The 15,770-nt window shown below is 54.6% G+C and carries 17 protein-coding genes; 11 read left to right on the top strand and 6 right to left on the bottom strand.

Annotated elements, in window-relative coordinates; all coding sequences use genetic code 11:
• Positions 1-183: 183 nt before the first annotated feature.
• The 7 genes from EDM54_RS08575 to EDM54_RS08540 all read left to right on the top strand — a co-directional run bounded on the left by EDM54_RS08575 (position 184) and on the right by EDM54_RS08540 (position 7,001).
• Positions 184-1,083 carry a LysR family transcriptional regulator gene (locus tag EDM54_RS08575; RefSeq protein WP_024983336.1) on the top strand — a complete coding sequence of 300 codons (900 nt, stop codon included), beginning with the start codon at positions 184-186 and terminating at the stop codon, positions 1,081-1,083.
• A 135-nt stretch (positions 1,084-1,218) separates the two neighbouring features.
• Complete coding sequence (locus EDM54_RS08570; RefSeq protein WP_122958071.1) at positions 1,219-2,295, top strand: DUF418 domain-containing protein; 1,077 nt, start codon at positions 1,219-1,221, stop codon at positions 2,293-2,295.
• 101 nt (positions 2,296-2,396) lie between these two features.
• Positions 2,397-3,497: a citrate synthase/methylcitrate synthase gene (locus EDM54_RS08565; protein ID WP_003389872.1), complete on the top strand. Its 1,101-nt coding sequence runs from the start codon at positions 2,397-2,399 to the stop codon at positions 3,495-3,497.
• A gap of 208 nt (positions 3,498-3,705) precedes the next feature.
• Positions 3,706-4,368, top strand: a complete 663-nt coding sequence (locus EDM54_RS08560) for a hypothetical protein (protein WP_024983338.1) — start codon at positions 3,706-3,708, stop codon at positions 4,366-4,368.
• A 235-nt stretch (positions 4,369-4,603) separates the two neighbouring features.
• On the top strand, positions 4,604-5,626 hold the full coding sequence (locus EDM54_RS08555) for an NADH:flavin oxidoreductase/NADH oxidase (RefSeq protein ID WP_003389870.1): 1,023 nt from the start codon (positions 4,604-4,606) through the stop codon (positions 5,624-5,626).
• 751 nt (positions 5,627-6,377) lie between these two features.
• On the top strand, positions 6,378-6,647 hold the full coding sequence (locus EDM54_RS08545; RefSeq protein WP_024983340.1) for a DUF2325 domain-containing protein: 270 nt from the start codon (positions 6,378-6,380) through the stop codon (positions 6,645-6,647).
• Positions 6,648-6,788: 141 nt separating this feature from the next.
• Positions 6,789-7,001, top strand: coding sequence for a YezD family protein (locus tag EDM54_RS08540; RefSeq protein ID WP_024983341.1), 213 nt, complete (start codon positions 6,789-6,791; stop codon positions 6,999-7,001).
• 264 nt (positions 7,002-7,265) lie between these two features.
• Here the strand turns inward: EDM54_RS08540 and EDM54_RS08535 are convergent, their stop codons facing one another.
• Complete coding sequence (locus tag EDM54_RS08535) at positions 7,266-7,751, bottom strand: hypothetical protein (protein WP_122958070.1); 486 nt, start codon at positions 7,749-7,751, stop codon at positions 7,266-7,268.
• A gap of 76 nt (positions 7,752-7,827) precedes the next feature.
• Between EDM54_RS08535 and EDM54_RS08530 the strand changes: the two genes are divergently transcribed.
• The 4 genes from EDM54_RS08530 to EDM54_RS08515 all read left to right on the top strand — a co-directional run bounded on the left by EDM54_RS08530 (position 7,828) and on the right by EDM54_RS08515 (position 9,733).
• Positions 7,828-8,253 carry a hypothetical protein gene (locus tag EDM54_RS08530; protein ID WP_141334161.1) on the top strand — a complete coding sequence of 142 codons (426 nt, stop codon included), beginning with the start codon at positions 7,828-7,830 and terminating at the stop codon, positions 8,251-8,253.
• Positions 8,254-8,457: 204 nt separating this feature from the next.
• Positions 8,458-9,000 carry a TetR/AcrR family transcriptional regulator gene (locus EDM54_RS08525; RefSeq protein WP_003389862.1) on the top strand — a complete coding sequence of 181 codons (543 nt, stop codon included), beginning with the start codon at positions 8,458-8,460 and terminating at the stop codon, positions 8,998-9,000.
• Between the two features lie 50 nt (positions 9,001-9,050).
• Positions 9,051-9,365 carry a DMT family transporter gene (locus EDM54_RS08520; RefSeq protein WP_003389861.1) on the top strand — a complete coding sequence of 105 codons (315 nt, stop codon included), beginning with the start codon at positions 9,051-9,053 and terminating at the stop codon, positions 9,363-9,365.
• A 17-nt stretch (positions 9,366-9,382) separates the two neighbouring features.
• Positions 9,383-9,733, top strand: coding sequence for a DMT family transporter (locus EDM54_RS08515; RefSeq protein WP_003389860.1), 351 nt, complete (start codon positions 9,383-9,385; stop codon positions 9,731-9,733).
• Between the two features lie 144 nt (positions 9,734-9,877).
• Here EDM54_RS08515 and EDM54_RS08510 read toward each other — a convergent pair whose 3' ends face one another.
• From EDM54_RS08510 to EDM54_RS08490, 5 genes are all read right to left on the bottom strand, one after another.
• Complete coding sequence (locus tag EDM54_RS08510; RefSeq protein WP_039070403.1) at positions 9,878-11,203, bottom strand: DUF4129 domain-containing protein; 1,326 nt, start codon at positions 11,201-11,203, stop codon at positions 9,878-9,880.
• Positions 11,200-12,393 (bottom strand): DUF58 domain-containing protein, encoded by a 1,194-nt coding sequence (locus tag EDM54_RS08505; RefSeq protein ID WP_003389858.1) that lies wholly within the window; start codon positions 12,391-12,393, stop codon positions 11,200-11,202. Before EDM54_RS08505 ends, EDM54_RS08510 begins: the two co-directional genes overlap by 4 nt.
• A gap of 3 nt (positions 12,394-12,396) precedes the next feature.
• Positions 12,397-13,335, bottom strand: a complete 939-nt coding sequence (locus EDM54_RS08500) for an AAA family ATPase (protein WP_003389857.1) — start codon at positions 13,333-13,335, stop codon at positions 12,397-12,399.
• A 112-nt stretch (positions 13,336-13,447) separates the two neighbouring features.
• A complete protein-coding gene (locus EDM54_RS08495; RefSeq protein WP_122958069.1) occupies positions 13,448-14,677 on the bottom strand; it encodes an MFS transporter in 1,230 nt (409 codons plus the stop codon).
• On the bottom strand, positions 14,674-15,726 hold the full coding sequence (locus tag EDM54_RS08490) for an ArsR/SmtB family transcription factor (protein WP_122958068.1): 1,053 nt from the start codon (positions 15,724-15,726) through the stop codon (positions 14,674-14,676). Before EDM54_RS08490 ends, EDM54_RS08495 begins: the two co-directional genes overlap by 4 nt.
• Between the last annotated feature and the right edge of the window lie 44 nt (positions 15,727-15,770).

Here is a 15,770-nt window from a genome sequence, read left to right as displayed (position 1 = left end):
TGTACGCCTGTCTGCATGGCAAAATAAGAAGTGCCGAGCCTAAAGCAAGTAGCAGGTGCTTCGCAATATTGGCAGCAGCATGGGGACGTTTTTCTTTGCGATATAGAATAGAATGGTGAGAACCCGGTACGACCCGATCATATATACAAGGGTCAAGCCTGCAAGGATAAAGGAGGGGGACCTTTGGATTTTCGCGTTTTGCAGACGTTTGTGATGGCTGCAACCACAGAGAATTTCCATCAGACCGCGGAGGCGTTGTTTATCGCGCAGCCAACAGTCAGCCAACATATTCGCATTCTCGAGACCGAACTGGGGTTGAAGCTGTTTGAACGCGTCGGAAAGCGGGTCCGCTTGACGCCCGCAGGCAAGCGCTACCTGCCGCACGCAAGAGGACTATTGGAGCAGTGGCATCACGGATTGGAAGATCTGATGGCGTGGCGGCAGGGCTACCGCGAGAAGCTTCAATTGGCTGTCTCGCCGATCATTGCCCGAACCCGGTTGTCCCATTTGATTCATCGCTACACCAAGCTTTATCCGGATGTGGACTTGTCGATCAAGCTGGCTGATTCCGTCGAGATTGGGCCATTCGTTCAGAGTGGACAGGCTGATATCGGATTGACGCGAATGATTCCGGGTGAGCTGCAGCTTTCCGCCTACAAACTGTACGAAGACCCGGTCGTATTTGCCGTGCCGCATTACGGTGGAGACATGGAGGCACCGCTGCCTGACTGGGAGCAGGAGCTGCAAACGAAGCGGCTGTTGACCCACAATCACCCCGGCTACTGGGACGATCTGCTTTTGCTGCTCAGACAGCGGGGCTTGTCGCTTCGGACCATGGCCGTTTCCCAGGTCGATATTACCAAATGGTTTATTGAAGAAGGTCTCGGGGTTTCCTTTTTGCCGCGCTCAGCGATCAGCCGGGAGCTGTTTGAGAACCGCTTTATCGAGCTGCCTACTCCCGGGCTGACTGTTCCCAGTGCGGCTTCCTACCTGCTCGTTCCGAAAACAGGCTTGAGCGAGGCCGCACAGCACTTTGTCGATATTTTGGAAGCCTTGTACTCACCGATGGAGACTGTGCATTAGCGTGCCCCGGTAGAGAAAAACGAACAGAGATTACAAAGCTGTAAGCAAACTGTAAGGAATATCGCTGGAACAGCTTTCTTTTCTTTTAGTATACTCCTTTTTGTTTAGTGTGATTAAACAAAGGGGTTGAAACCAATGGGGGCGGAACCCATCGCTAAAAGAGATCGGATCTTTTCCATCGACATCGTCAGGGGGATTGCTCTGTTTGGCATTTTGATCGTAAATATGCCCTCTTTTCTTATTTATACGGAAGAGATGCCGATGCCGGAAGAGACGGGGATTAATGCGCTTTTGAGACTGCTGTACGATGTAATGATTCAGACCAAGTTCTATAGTATTTTTTCATTCCTGTTCGGCCTGGGATTTTTTATTTTCATGTCTCGTGCTGAGCAGCGGAGGGACAAAGTGTATTGGCGCTTTACCCGGAGGCTGCTGGCCCTGCTTTTGATTGGTATTGTGCATATGGTGATTTGGTTTGGGGACATTCTGACCGTTTATGCTGTCATCGGATTTTTGTTGATACCGTTTTATCGGAGAAAGACATCAACCATCCTGGCTTGGGCGGGAGGCACAGGGCTTCTGTACACGGCGGCAAAGGCGATCGTGCTTTGGCAAACGCTGTCGGGCGTGGAAATAAACACCTGGGCAAGCGCTATTGGCAGCGACATTCTCGCCATTTTCACGATGTTCCTGCTGGGCTTGTATGCAGGGAAACGAGGCCTGATCAGTGCTGTGGCTACGCACGTTAAGCTTTTGAAAAGCGTCTGTCTGACCGCACTGGTGCTAAGCATTCCAGTAGAATGCGCCATGATTTGGACTTATGTACATCCGGGAGAAACGATGGACGCTGCCCGTGAAATTATGGTCAATCTGGGAACCCTGCCGACTGCCTTGTTTTTTATTGCGGGCCTGTTTGTTCTGTTGACGAAAGAAAGGATCCAGCGCGTGCTGCGACCTTTTGGATACGCAGGTCAAATGGCGTTGAGCAACTATCTCGGGCAGACATTTCTCGTGATGACGATCATTCATTTCTTCCACATCCAGCCGATGCCGCTTGTTCAGTGGCTGTACCTGGCTATCGGCATCTATGTCTTTCAGTTGGTCGCAAGCACGATCTGGATGAGATATTTCGAACGAGGTCCGATGGAAACCGTCTGGCGCTTCATGACGTATGGGCGTCGAAGGACAAAGCCGGCGACGCCTGCCAATTGATTGCAGAAAGTGATCAAAACCCCTGATTTCTTCTATTTCCCTTTGTGTTTTTTAATCGATATACTTAAGGGAAAGATACGGAGAAAAAAGGAGTGGTGATCATGACAACACATACGTTAGCAATCGGTTTAGACGGGATTGCCGTAGCCGAAACGGATTTAAGTCTGGTGGATGGCCAAAACGGACTCCTGGTTTACCGCGGCCACTGGGCGCGGGATCTGGCGATTCATCACACCTTTGAGGAAGTCGCTCACCTGCTCTGGTACGGGCACCTGCCGAGCGCACAGGAGCTTGCCGAGCTGCAAGACAAAATGAGGGCCAACCGGGAACTGCCTGCACATGTAAAAGGCATTCTCGATCTGATACCTGCGGATGTCGATATGATGAGTGTGCTGAGGACCGGCGTCTCTGCGCTGGCTGCTCCCGATCACGCATGGCCGCCAAGCCTCGATCAGGTGATTTCTCTGACCGCGAAAATGCCGACAATCGTCGCTCACCGCTTTGCCCGCCTGGCTGGACGCGAACCGCTCAATCCCCGCCAGGACCTGAATCATACAGCCAACTACCTGTATATGCTGAAAGGTCAGGAGCCGAGTCCGGCGCATGTCCGGGCCCTGGATGCCTACCTGATCCTCACCCAGGAGCATGGCATGAACGCATCGACATTCTCCGGACGAGTCGTCGCCTCGACTCAATCAGACCTGATCTCTTCGATCACAGCGGCAATCGGCGCATTGAAAGGACCGCTGCATGGCGGCGCTCCTTCTGAAGTAACGGAAATGATCGAAGCCATCGGCACGAAGGAAAACGCAGAGCCTTGGCTCCGCGCCAAGCTGGAAAACGGCGAGCGTTTGATGGGCTTTGGCCATCGCGTTTACAAGACAATCGATCCACGGGCGACAGCGCTTCGCGTGGTAGCTTCCCAGCTCTCTGCCGACGATCCGTGGTTTGACCTGGCGACCCACGTGGAACAAGTCGGCTTGAAGCTTTTGGACGAATATAAACCGGGCCGCAAGCTGCATACCAACGTAGAGTTTTTTGCCGCAGCAGTGATGCGTGCCGTGGGCCTGGATGACTTCCTGTTCACGCCGACCTTCGCCGTGAGCCGTGTGGTAGGCTGGAGCGCTCACGTCCTGGAGCAGGCGAGCAACAACCGGATTATCCGCCCGCAGTCCAACTATATCGGTTCCATGCCGGAATAAAGGAAATAGGAAAAGTTTTTGACGACCCCCGAAAGGCGGCCATACAGGTTGCCCAAGGGGGTTTTTTCGCTTCCTGCAACGAAGAATCTGCTTCTTCGAAGAGCTTCAATGGAAGCTTTCTTTATGTTTGTCTATGATATTTATTTACAGAAAATAGTGAATTCAGCTCGGATGGCGTATAATGAAGGGGAGGCGGAAGGGGGTTGTCATGAAACAGATTGCATACCTAATAGTGGCTATCGCAATTCTAACGGGCTGTACCACAGAGAAGACGCAGCCTCAGGATGTGTTTGATCAAAGGACCGCATCCGTCCAGGGACAGCAGGAAGCAAAGGAAACACCCGTACCGGATACTGCTAAGCCGGGTGCCAATCCAGAGCAGGGCACGGGGGCTGCCGCAGCCGGCAGCGAACCTGGTCAAATTGAAAATGCAGCAACGGGACTATTTGATATTACATTAATTGCGGGCAAGACGGAAGAAGAGGTTTCCGCAGTACTGGGGACACCGATTCAATCCGAGAATGGCGAAAGGATACTGACGTCCACAGAAAAGCAGATGCCGTACAGACAAAATGATTATACGGTTGGAATCGGGACGATCAGCGTCATATTTATGGACGGGAAAGCCGTGCGGATTAAGCTGTCGATAGAGAAGGGAGCGCCTTACAAATATCCGGATGATATCATGAAGGTGATGGGAGCGTTGGGGCTGACGGTCAATTCGGCAGGCGTGCCGGCAAAAAAGGACGCCGTCTCCGCTTCCTTTACATATGTGGACGGCTTTTATCTGCTTGAGATGAAAAGCGACTCTCCTGACAATCCAGGCCACCTCGGCGAGGTTGTTCTCATTACAGAAGATCTGTATGAATGAGGAGCACTGGACTGCCCGCAAGTCGGAACGCTTCGGCTTGTGGGCTTTTGTTTTTCTTGATTGGAGGAAAATGGCGGGCCATCAGAGAATGGCGGAAGGCCGCACCAGTTGTATCGGGTGTCTCCTCCTGTCAAAACTGCAACGAAAGTGTCAAGAAGCTTTGCCAATCGGGGGCGCTTTTGAGATGATAAACGTACCGAAAGAAAAGGAAGGAGCTGGAGCTAACAGTATGGCTATGATCAAGCTGGATTCCCCATTTCAGTACAAAGGGTTGTCGCTCAAAAACCGTATCGTCATGCCCCCGATGTGCCAGTATTCCGTAGAGGCCAAGGACGGCGCGCCGAACGATTGGCATTTCGTCCACTACGTATCCCGGGCTGTCGGCGGTACCGGACTGATCATCATGGAAATGACCGATGTGGACCCGGACGGGCGGATTACCGATTACGATCTCGGCCTGTGGTCTGACGAGCAAGTTCCCGCCTTCGCAAGAATCATCTCCGAAGTGCAGAAATACGGAACGAAGATCGGCATCCAGATCGCTCATGCTGGACGCAAGGCGCAGGATGCGGAAGTGCCTGTCGCACCGTCGCCTATCGCATTTAGCGATCAGTTCAAGACGCCGCGTGCCCTCACCACGGACGAGGTGAAGGAAATGGTCGGGCTGTTCCGCGATGCAGCGCGGCGGGCTGTCGAAGCTGGCGTAGACACCATCGAGCTGCACGGGGCGCACGGCTATTTGATCCACCAGTTCCACTCCCCGGCTACCAACAAGCGGAGCGACGAGTACGGCCAGGACCCCGCGCTGTTCGGCATCGAAGTCATACAGGCTGTCAAAAGCGTGCTGCCGCCGGAAATGCCGCTGATCATGCGGATATCGGCAGTCGAGTATATCGACGGCGGCTACGGATTGGAATACAGCACCGAGCTTTGCCGGCGTTACCGGGAGGCGGGCGTGGACATCTTCCACATCACCAGCGGCGGAGAAGGCCCGATCGGTTCGGGTGGCCGCCCCGGCATCCATCCCGGCTACCAGGTCCCGATGGCCCGTGCGATCAAGGAAGCGCTTGACGTCCCGGTCATCGCCGTAGGCATCCTCGACGACCCCCATCTTGCCGCAGCGACGCTGGGCAACGGTGACGCCGATCTGGTCGCCGTCGGCCGCGCTATGCTCCGCGACCCGTACTGGGCGCTGCACGCGATCAAGCAGCTAAACGGCGAACTCGTGCCTCCAAAGCAATACGGACGGGCTTTTTAAGGAATGCTGTTTTGTCTCAGTTAGATAAACAAAGCAAAAACGATTGGCGTGACCGACCCGTTGCGATATCGGAACGAAGCTTTGTTTCCACAAGCAGATGAATAAAAGTCTAAAGAAACAAGAAGCAAGGAAAGGCCTTCCCAATAAGAAGGTCTTTCTTTTTTGCGTCTTCCTTGATTCTCCTTCTAAAAATACCGGTAAAAACGAAAAGCTGTAGAGATGAAACAGGGAGAAAACAGCGAAGGTCTTTGGGACACCGCCCAGGCTCCATTCCAAAAGCGGAAGCTGCCCTTAGCGTCCAACTCTGAATCGCATCTTTGAAAATACTGCTTTTGGACGCGGCTTCCGCTTTTGAAATGGGGCCGGCCAGTACAGCCCCCCAGCAAGTGTCCCACCGAACCTGAAGTGTTTTCTCCCTGTTTCATCTCCTCCACTATCGCGCGAACACCCACCATTTTTAAAAGCACGAAACAACGATGAATTGCAATTAATTACCAGCGGAAACAGTTCACACCACAAACAGCCGTTGACAGGCAACAACGAACTTTTTATAATGATGTAAAAACCTATAAAAATACTTGGGATTACGCGCGAACACTGCGAAACCGACTGGACAACTGGAGGTTTCCCCGCAACCAAGGGGCTCTGCTTGTCTTTTGACGATCAGGAATACACGAGAACAGCAAGCGAACAGAAATCACGAACGGATTGTACGGTATTGAAAAAAGGAAAAGGTCTGGAGGGAGAAGCGATGTCAGCAGTTTTGGTCATTGGCGGAGACCGCTTGGGCAATATCACCGATGTGCTCCACGGACGCGGTTACCGGCAAATTTATCACGTCACGGGACGCAAACATTCCCAGTACAAAGTGAACATCCCCGCTGATACGAAAATGATCGTAGTGTTTACGGATTTCGTCAATCACAATCTGTCTTGTCACGTAAAGAGCCAGGCGAAAGCCAAAAAGCTTCCGATTGTCTTTTGCAGACGCTCGTGTACGATGATGGAAAAGGTGTTGTAGTACTTTTTTGGCCTTTAAATCCGACTTATATGATATGAATAATGCAGATTATTCATTTCTTTAATCGCGCCAGGTCCGGATAACCCGCGACCATGCAATCGAGAAAGCAAATCAAATCGGGCATAAACAGGAGTGGAACGTATGTCGAACAAAGGACATGGAAAATCCGTTGACACCCGTCTGGAGATGATTTTGCAAGCTCTTGAGGGGCTGGAGTACGGGACGCTGAACATCATCGTGCACGAATCGCAGATCACCCAGATCGAGCGGACCGAGAAAAAGCGGTTTCCGCTGGAAAAAACGGCCACGCCCAAGGAGAGGCTGCCGGTCGGACGCACACGGCAAGGCGGGTGATTCGCACAATCGAAAGAAAGCTTCCTTACATACAAAAACATAGGCAGGATAGCTCTGCTTCTTGGCTAAGAAATGAGCTATCTTTTTTTGTTCTCGTCCGCAGTGGTAATATGTGGCAACCTGTGTCAGGAAGGAGCCATACCGTGATCATCGCCAAACAAGTATCTTACGTAAATGGGCTGCATTATACGATTCGATCCGCCGTCCATTCCCGTGGAAAACCGCCCAGTCTCTACAGCCACCACCGTGTCTGAGAAATAAGCTTCACATCAGATTTCTCATCGGCGCCCAGCGCTTCCGCTTCACGCATTCGGTCGACCACATCCCCGCAGCCGGGAACGATGGCAATGCACTGAATCTTCTCTCGCTGTTTCCCTCAAAGTCAACGCAGGAGATGGCGAAAATCGATGTTAAACGATCGATTAAACACGGGGTATCCGTCTCTTTTACCCGGCAAATCATGCCGACATGCCCGTTTCCTTCCCGCCAGAAAGGCTGCATAGTTTGGGCTTCCAACGCTTCCATGATCGCACCGCCAGTACTGATGGGCCGGCTGGTGTCCATGGGCAAGTGACAGGTAAAGACCGAGAGCTGCTTCTTGCGGATTGCCTGCAAGAGCTCGGGGCGGATCGGGAGAAAGCTTCTTCCCCACACCCCGCGAGGATCGCCGCATTCCATCAGGAGCGCATGGGATTTTAGATAGAAAAAGGGAACGGCGAGGTGGATGGCGTGCCCGTATTTGTGAGCCATGACGGCAAGGGACAGGATCGCGTTTTGTTTCGGAAGGAATTCCGGTAGCTGCTATGCCAGAAAAAAGCCCGAGCAAATGAAAGAAAACAAAGCAAACAGCCACCGACTCTGGTGGCTGTTTTGTCTGAAAAAAACGGAGGGCAAAGTAAAGGCAAAGGCAAGGCTATACGGCTCATTTGCGGCCTTTTCATCGCAGCTTGAAACCACGGCTGCTTTCGCGCACCCGGCCGATACGGGAGGTGTGGTGGTCGGGATTGGCGAGGACGTGCAGGCTGAGAAAAAGCGCTTTTGCGGGAAGGTAAGAGATTGTCACCCGCTTGCCAAGCCACTGCTGCAAGCCCTGCATGATTTCCTCTCCTCTTCCATTAACCATTTGGTTCATTCATTTTTAAAAATGGCAAAAGCGAAGACAGACATTATTCACGGGAAGGGGGGCTGTCAACGGAAGCCTTGCGAAGCTGCGGCGGGAGATGAGCAGCATGCGAACGAGCCCAGGGCATGAACAACACTTGAGCGAGCCCAGGCCCTGAGCAACACGGGAACAAGTCCGGGACATAAGCAACACGTGAGCGAGTCCTCGACCTCGAACAACACTTGAGCCAGTCAGTCTTGATAGGGTGATAGGTGGAATAGATAAAAAAACGTTGAAAACTAAACCGTCCAGACGGTACACTAATGATGTGGACAAAACAGGGGGGCATGACATATGCGTTCATCTAAACGCGTTGACATAATCGAGGCCGCGACTCGCGTCATTCTTTCCGAAGGAGCAGCCCAGCTCACTTTGGATGCCGTTGCCAAGGAGGCCCAGGTAAGCAAGGGAGGCCTTTTGTATCACTTCTCAACCAAAGAAGCCTTGATCGAAGCCATCGTCATCTATGCCAAGGAACAAGTCGAAAAGCAATTCCAAGCCATTTACGATGAAGACGATGACCCTCGCGGAAGATGGACTCGGACGTACTTGAAGCTGACGGGCGACGACAAGTCAAAAAATAATGAGCTGTATTCGGCATTGTTCAGTGGAGTGATGGAGAACCGAGAGCTGCTCCGTCCTTTGGAGGACTGTTTTTTGCAGTTCTACGCCAAGACCGGAGAAGACCAGATCGACCCTGTGTTAGCCAATATCATCTACCTCGTCGCGGATGGACTGTGGTATAACGACATGTTCCAGTTCAATCCTGTAAATGACGAGATGAAAGCGAAAGTCATCGCGAGATTAATCCAGCTCACCAAGGGAGAATCGGATTGAGCGGAGCTGGCCTGGAATTGCACGTACACAAATGAGAGGGGAAAAGAATCATGGCCTATGTATTTCTGGGGGCAGCGATTGTCCTGGAGGTATTCGCTTCTACCATGTTAAAGCTGTCCAACGGTTTTTCGCGCTTTTTGCCGAGTGTCGGCGTGGTGATCGGTTACGGAGCGGCCTTCTATGCATTGTCCCTGGCGCTGAAAGCACTTCCGCTGGGGCTTTCGTATGCGACCTGGAGCGGCGTCGGGACGATTCTGACCGTGCTTGTGGGCGTGTACCTGTTTAGAGAAAAAGTAAACAAGCAAGCGATCGCAGGCATTGCCATCCTGATCATTGGCATTGTCCTGCTGAATCTTGCGAAATAAGTGGGAGGTTATCGGTTGTGACAGGTGTGATCTATTTAAGCTTGGCGATAGCGCTGGAGACGTTCGGCTCTACGATGCTGAAAATATCGGAAGGCTTTACGGTTCTCTGGCCCTCCATCGGTGTGGCCATCGGTTTTTTGGCCTCGTTTACGTGTCTGAGCTTTGCCCTCAAGACGATTCCGCTCTCCACGGCCTATGCAACCTGGTCAGGAGTAGGAACGGCTTTGACTGCTTTGATCGGGGTGTTCGCTTTTCAGGAAAGCCTGAGCCTGATCAAGGTTGTTGCGCTCGTCCTTGTTATCGTGGGAATTGTCATTTTGAACAAAGCGAAGGAAAAATCGGATGGAGAGGCAGAAGAAGCCGCCTAGATGTCACTTCCGGTTTGGCGGGGAAAAGGAAAACCCCGCGTGAGGAAGAGAGGCGTATTCCTTGCTTCATTTGGCGATTAGTCCGGTATACTACGGTGCGAAGACGCATGAAAGAGAGGGTGTCCCAGTCGGGCACCCTCTTTCCTATTCCATAGTCTTTTGTATCGTTTCCACACAATCCCGCAGGTCGGCCAGCTCCTCCGAAGACAGCGGCTTTTCCAAATACCGGTACTGCTCATAGTACCGCGTGATGCGTCCAGCCAATTCGAGCGCGTCCGGATGAGGCCACTCTCGGCGCAGGCGTCGCAAATACTCCTGGCTTGTCTCGAAGGGCTCGATTCGCAAGCCGGCATCTGCCATGTGCAGCAAAAAGCGGTAGTAGCTGTAGCGAACCGGGTCTTCCTCGGGGCCTGCCGTCTTTTTCCGCAGCTCGTCCAAATTCCAGATCGGCCGTCCTTCATTGGCTCCTTCATCGGTCAGTTCCTGCAAGGCGGTTTCAGCCTGGACGGGGATGTCAGCAGCGCTCAGACTTGCAGTCCGCCGTCTCCGCTTCCAAATCGCCCAGCCCACCGAGGCCGCCACAACGACAACAATACCCCCGATGAGATACGGCTCCCAAAGCGAAAATAATGGCTCTCCGGCAAACTCCATCTCGTCCAGCGGGAGTTCATCCGTTGCTTCCGTAGACTCGTTCATCAGGTCATTCACTCTTTGGTTGTTCCCCAGAGCGCCTGCCAGCTGTTCTATCAAATTTCCGGCCGCTCGCAAAGCAGGCCCGAACAACCAGTAGAGCGCGTCGCCGAGCGGCTTTTTGGCAACCCCCCAAAGGAAGCTCAAGACAAGCAGCAAAAGACCTGTCACCGCCGTATAGCCAAGGGCCAGCAGCAGGCGCGATCCGAGCAATTGCCCGCCCAGAGATGCAGCATACGCTGACGGCGGAAAAGCTCCCTTCGTGTCCTGCCGCGTCAAATACTCACCTATACTGGAGAGCAAATAGCCGCCGAGTATCAGCACCAAAACGGGGGACAGCTGCTTTGCGTCGTAGACCGCGTCTTTCATCATCGACCCGAACAAGGCGAGAATCGCCAAATGGAAGAGCGAGATGCAGAGCGCGATCACGAACAGCCGCTGCAGTGTGGCCCGGGTATATGTGAGCGTCGAGAGGGCATGGACCCGCCAGAAAAATAGCGCTGCAGCAAGAGCGGCAAGCAGCAGGGAGCCAAACAAATAGTACACGAGAACACCAGCCGCAATCACCAGCGGATAGAGCAAAAAGTGAAGCATGATATGACGTCCGCCGCCCTCGTACAGCCAGAGGCCCAGAGCGAGAAGAGCAGTGGCGCCGCAGGCAAAGCCGGCTACGCTACCCGGCAGGGAGGGAAGCCAGCCGATCAGCATCAACAGCACAGCGGCCAGGACGGATTCCTGCCAGAAGAGAAAAGACTGGCGGATCAGAAAGGATCGGCTCATCGGCAGCTCACCCTCCTTTGATTGGCAGCAGCAAGTCCGTAACGGCGAATGACAGGCTGGTCCTGCGACACGTCCAGCACCGTGATGTGATGGCCGCGCCGAGTCAGCCGCTCGATCATTTCCAATGCCGGTTCATCCAGCCGGGGGGTCACGATGACGATTCGCGCTTCTGCGGCGCTTTGCTGCTCAAGCCGGTGCAGGACAGCGGCGAGGGATGTCGGCGCGTACTGGTGGAGCTTGGCCAGATGGGTCATGATCTGGATGTGATGCGCCTTGCCGCTTCCGGCAGTCTGGTGGTAATGCTCCCGGCCGCGCTGCCGGACCGTCAGCAACAGCTCGTAGGACAGCGATTGTCGGCGGCAAAGGACGGACAGCGCTGCCAGGCCGGAGATAGTCCGTTCGTTGACGGCATCGTTGTGTTTCTGCAGAACCGGCTCGTAGGAGGGCAGGATGTGACCGATCACGATCCACTTCGGATTTGCCGTCGGCTCGAACAGCCTTGTTTGCAAGAGTCCGGTTTTGGCGCTCGCCTTCCAGTGAATATGCTTCAGGCGATCGCCGGGGGAATACGCTCTGACGCCCCGCAAAAAGGTAACGTCCTCTATCGGGTGGCTTCGCGTGACACGGCTGCCCTCCGGCTCGCTTGTTCCCGTATCCAATGGGGGAATGGGCAGCGGCAGCGGATACACGAGCACCGAAAAGGAGAAGGGGAGCACAAGAGCCTCCGCTTCTTCGCCAAACAGCGGAATGGTTTCAAACTGGGCTTCGCCAAGCCAGAGCACGCCTCGTTTGTGCGGAGTGATCACGAATGTCCGCTCCGCGGTTTTTCGCATCGGCAGATGAAAGCGAAAGCGTATCCAGGTTCGCGCATTTCGCTCCACCACCTCGTCTGCCTGCTCTGGGACAACATGGTCGGGCAGGGAAAATTGGACCAGCGTCCCCGGAAGCGGCAGCCAGGAACGGTTGTGAAGCCGCAGCCGGACGGTGATCGGCGTGCCGGGCATGACCCGGCTTTGATCAGCAGACCATTCCACCTGCACCCACCGGGTCAGGTTTCTAGCCCACCAGCTAGCGAGCCCGGACATAAAAAAGAAGAACCCGCCGAACAGCCAAAGAAACCAATTGCCTGAAAACAGGGCAAAGATCAGAAGTATAAAGCCCAAACCGTGGTACGTCTGCCGCGTGCTCATGCTTTAGACGCCCTCTTCGACCGGCGCGTGGACTTCCCGGAGGATTTCCTGGATGATTTCCTGTTCGGTGACGTGCAGCTCCGCTTCCATCGACAGACGGATGCGATGGACCGCCAGGGGAGGAAATACTTGTTTGACGTCATCTGGAAGGACATAGCTGCGGCCGTCGAGCAGGGCAGCGGCCTGGGCGGAGCGCAGGAGCGCGAGCATGGCGCGCGGACTGAGTCCCACTTCCACTGAGCGGTGATTCCGGGTCGCTTCCGTCAGGTCGATGACGTATTCTTCGACAGCGGGACTGACGTGGATGGCCGTCGTCTCCCGCTGCAAGGCCGCGATCTCGTCGGGGCTGACGACAGCATGCACCTGTTCCAGCGGAGACTGGCCGCGAAAACGCCGCAGAATTTCACGCGCATCCTCTCTGCTTCCGTATCCGAGCGCCAGACGGAACAAAAAGCGGTCCAGCTGCGCCTCCGGAAGCGGATATGTACCCTCGGATTCAATCGGGTTTTGGGTCGCGATCACCAGCAGCGAGGACGGCAGCGGCAGGGTCACGCCCTCGATAGTCACTTGACGCTCTTCCATGCATTCCAACAGACCGGATTGTGTACGGGGCGTCGCCCGGTTGATTTCGTCCGCCAAAAGCACATCGGCAAAAACGGGTCCGCGGCGCAGCTCAAATTCATTGGTGCGGGGGTTGAACACATGCAGACCGACGACGTCCGAAGGCAAAAGGTCTGCGGTAAACTGCACGCGGTTGTAGGTGCCGCCAATCGCTTGGGCCAACGTTTTGGCCAGAACAGTCTTGCCCATCCCGGGCAGGTCCTCCAGCAGGACATGGCCGCGTGCGAGCATAGCCGTCAAAAGGAGCCGAACCTGATCCTCCTTGCCTACGATCACTCTGTTTATTGTATCCAGCAAAGATTCCAGCTTTGGATGTGTCATTCTCAGAAAAACCCCTTTTTTATCCGATGTTTTTGCAAAAAAACAACTCGTCATCCATTATACAATCAAGTATCCTGATATCGCCAAATTTTCATAAAATTTTATAGATTGATCAAGGGGTGTTGACTGTTCTCTCGCATTGTCCGGCTTCGAGCAGGCGGGCCCGGAGAGGCAGCAGCACAGTGGCGATCACGATCAAAAGTCCCATACCTGCATAGACGAAGCGAATCCCCGCCTGTTCCCCCAGCAGTCCGCCCAGCCAGACGCCGAGCGGCATCGTGACGCGAATAATCAGCAGGCGGACAGAGAGCACACGTCCCAGCAGTTGCCGGGGAACCCTTGTCTGGTACAGGCTGGTGTTGTGCACATGGAAAAAGGGAGCTGTGATGCCGGCGATGATTTCGATGCATACGGCGAGCCAGATCGAGTGGACCAGTGCCAGCGCGACAAAGCTTGTGCCGCCCAGGAGCAGGGAGAGCATCATGATGACAGAACGCGGCCACCGTTTGGACAAGGTTGGAACCAGCATCGAACCAAAGGCGTAGCCCAGCGGGAAGCCAGCCAATAACAGACCGGCGTGGGAAGCTGTTCCATGCAGCTCGTCCACCACATAAGGCAAGGTCAGCACCATCTGGACCCCCACGGCGAACTGGACAAATGACAGCAGCACTCCGAGACGCAAAAGCAGCGGCTCTTTGCCAAAAAAACGAAGACCCTCGGCAAACATCGAGATCCAGGCCTCCCGCTTCGCCCGTTCACTGACAGACCTGCTCTGGCAAAAAGCCAAAAGAGTGCCGCTTGCGGCAAAGGCGGCCGCAGTCAGAGCGAGTGCTGCCGTACCGCCGAAAATGCCGATCAAAAGCCCGCCGAGCGACGGGCCGCCGACCATCGCCAGACGCAAGGTGCCGTCAAGCGTGGCATTGGCCCGGGTCAACGCCTCCGGCTTTACGACAGAGGGCAGGAGCGACAGGCTGGCAGGGACGTACAACGGTTGAACCAGGCCGTTTACCAAAGACGTGAGGTAGACAGGCCAGACTCCGCCCAAGCCCGTCAGCGCAGCCGCAAAGCTGCACGCAAACGCTGCGCTTCTCGCCAATTGGGAAACTATCATGACTCGCTTCGGGTCCCAGCGGTCCAGATACGGTCCGATAAACAACTGTACGGCGAGCGAGGGGAGAAAGTACAAAAGCCACATGCTGCCCACTGCTGCGGGAGAACCGGTCGCCTCCAGCAGAAGCCAGCTGTTTGCCAGCGTTCCCAGGCTCGCCCCCATTTCGGAGACGGCTTGTCCCGAGACAATCAGCCAAAATGAAGGGTTCGCGCCGAGCTTCCGGGACCTCATTGGCTGCAGTCCTTGTCCAGATACTCCGACAGGAAAAGCGAGAGCTGGTCGACATGAGTCCGCCGAAGCTGGTATTTGGAGGCGGCCATTTCGATCAGGCGGGCCGAGCGGAGCATGGAGAGATGGTGGTGGAGCGTCGACTTCGCCATGTCCATCCGTACCGCCAGCTCCTGCAGGCTGTGAGCGCGCTCTGCCAGATGCTTGACGATGCGCAGGCGATGTTCATCGCCCAATGCCTTGCAGGCCTGAACGAGCAGATGCGGCGGCTGGTACGGATCGACCTGCTCTGCCATGTTTTCGTCTGCGACCGGGTAATAAAACACCTTGGTGTCGGGAGCGTCAGCCTGGATCGTCCACGGACGGTACAGCGTATGGGGAACCAGCAGGACGCGAGCGACGGAAGGCTCAGGCTGGTAGTTTCCGCCGGTCGCCCATTCGACGAGCGCTTCCGGAGAGAGCTTTTGCTGCATGGCGCGCTTCTGTTCGCAGTCGCGCTGCAAGAGACTGTCCAGCTCCGTTTCTTGCGGGCGTACGTGGATGCTGTACCAGCCACGGAAAAGCGTTATCAAATGGCGTCGCAATTCATTTGCATCCACCTCGGAGACATGGGAGATGTACGCGGGGAAAAACTTGTGGCCCGCACAAGCCTGCAGGAGTTCTGCCACTGCTAGGCGGTTTCCTGTTGACGCAAGATAGCGCGCATCCTCGCGTTCTCTCCCGAGGTAGGGCAATGCTTCCAGACGAAGCTGCTGTCCGGGCAATCCTTCCAGATAGGAAAGGAATGCAGCGAGATCGGGAAAAGGGCGAGCATGCAGCAGTTGCAAAAGCGTTTTCCAAGTATGATGCCGCTGCGCGTCGTACAGTTCTGTTTGAACGTCAGGCGGGAGAGCGGCGATCATCGCCAGCCAATGCTCCCTCGGCTTTTCCAGAGTAGGATGGATTTCATCATAAGTAGCAGCCGCGATCCCCAAGGCTGCTTCGAACAGAGGAGAAGAATGCAGTGTCACCTGATAGCTGCTGCGGCCATAGCTCATATCCAAAAGCTTCATCGAATGGACATCCTTTCCGAATCGTAGTTGTTTATATTCTATAT

Source organism: Brevibacillus borstelensis (assembly GCF_003710865.1).
GTDB classification, from domain to species: domain Bacteria; phylum Bacillota; class Bacilli; order Brevibacillales; family Brevibacillaceae; genus Brevibacillus; species Brevibacillus borstelensis.
This window is presented reverse-complemented; position numbering and strand designations above follow the sequence as displayed.

Bases quoted from the DNA above. Each gene is read 5' to 3' on its own strand.
- EDM54_RS08530 (WP_141334161.1), top strand. From the start codon at position 7,828: ATGAAAGAAAACAAAGCAAACAGCCACCGACTCTGGTGGCTGTTTTGT.
- EDM54_RS08505 (WP_003389858.1), bottom strand. From the start codon at position 12,393: ATGAGCACGCGGCAGACGTACCACGGTTTGGGCTTTATACTTCTGATC.
- EDM54_RS08490 (WP_122958068.1), bottom strand. From the start codon at position 15,726: ATGAAGCTTTTGGATATGAGCTATGGCCGCAGCAGCTATCAGGTGACA.
- EDM54_RS08495 (WP_122958069.1), bottom strand. From the start codon at position 14,677: ATGAGGTCCCGGAAGCTCGGCGCGAACCCTTCATTTTGGCTGATTGTC.
- EDM54_RS08555 (WP_003389870.1), top strand. From the start codon at position 4,604: ATGATCAAGCTGGATTCCCCATTTCAGTACAAAGGGTTGTCGCTCAAA.
- EDM54_RS08520 (WP_003389861.1), top strand. From the start codon at position 9,051: ATGGCCTATGTATTTCTGGGGGCAGCGATTGTCCTGGAGGTATTCGCT.
- EDM54_RS08545 (WP_024983340.1), top strand. From the start codon at position 6,378: ATGTCAGCAGTTTTGGTCATTGGCGGAGACCGCTTGGGCAATATCACC.
- EDM54_RS08565 (WP_003389872.1), top strand. From the start codon at position 2,397: ATGACAACACATACGTTAGCAATCGGTTTAGACGGGATTGCCGTAGCC.
- EDM54_RS08525 (WP_003389862.1), top strand. From the start codon at position 8,458: ATGCGTTCATCTAAACGCGTTGACATAATCGAGGCCGCGACTCGCGTC.
- EDM54_RS08500 (WP_003389857.1), bottom strand. From the start codon at position 13,335: ATGACACATCCAAAGCTGGAATCTTTGCTGGATACAATAAACAGAGTG.
- EDM54_RS08535 (WP_122958070.1), bottom strand. From the start codon at position 7,751: ATGGCTCACAAATACGGGCACGCCATCCACCTCGCCGTTCCCTTTTTC.
- EDM54_RS08540 (WP_024983341.1), top strand. From the start codon at position 6,789: ATGTCGAACAAAGGACATGGAAAATCCGTTGACACCCGTCTGGAGATG.
- EDM54_RS08510 (WP_039070403.1), bottom strand. From the start codon at position 11,203: ATGAGCCGATCCTTTCTGATCCGCCAGTCTTTTCTCTTCTGGCAGGAA.
- EDM54_RS08570 (WP_122958071.1), top strand. From the start codon at position 1,219: ATGGGGGCGGAACCCATCGCTAAAAGAGATCGGATCTTTTCCATCGAC.
- EDM54_RS08560 (WP_024983338.1), top strand. From the start codon at position 3,706: ATGAAACAGATTGCATACCTAATAGTGGCTATCGCAATTCTAACGGGC.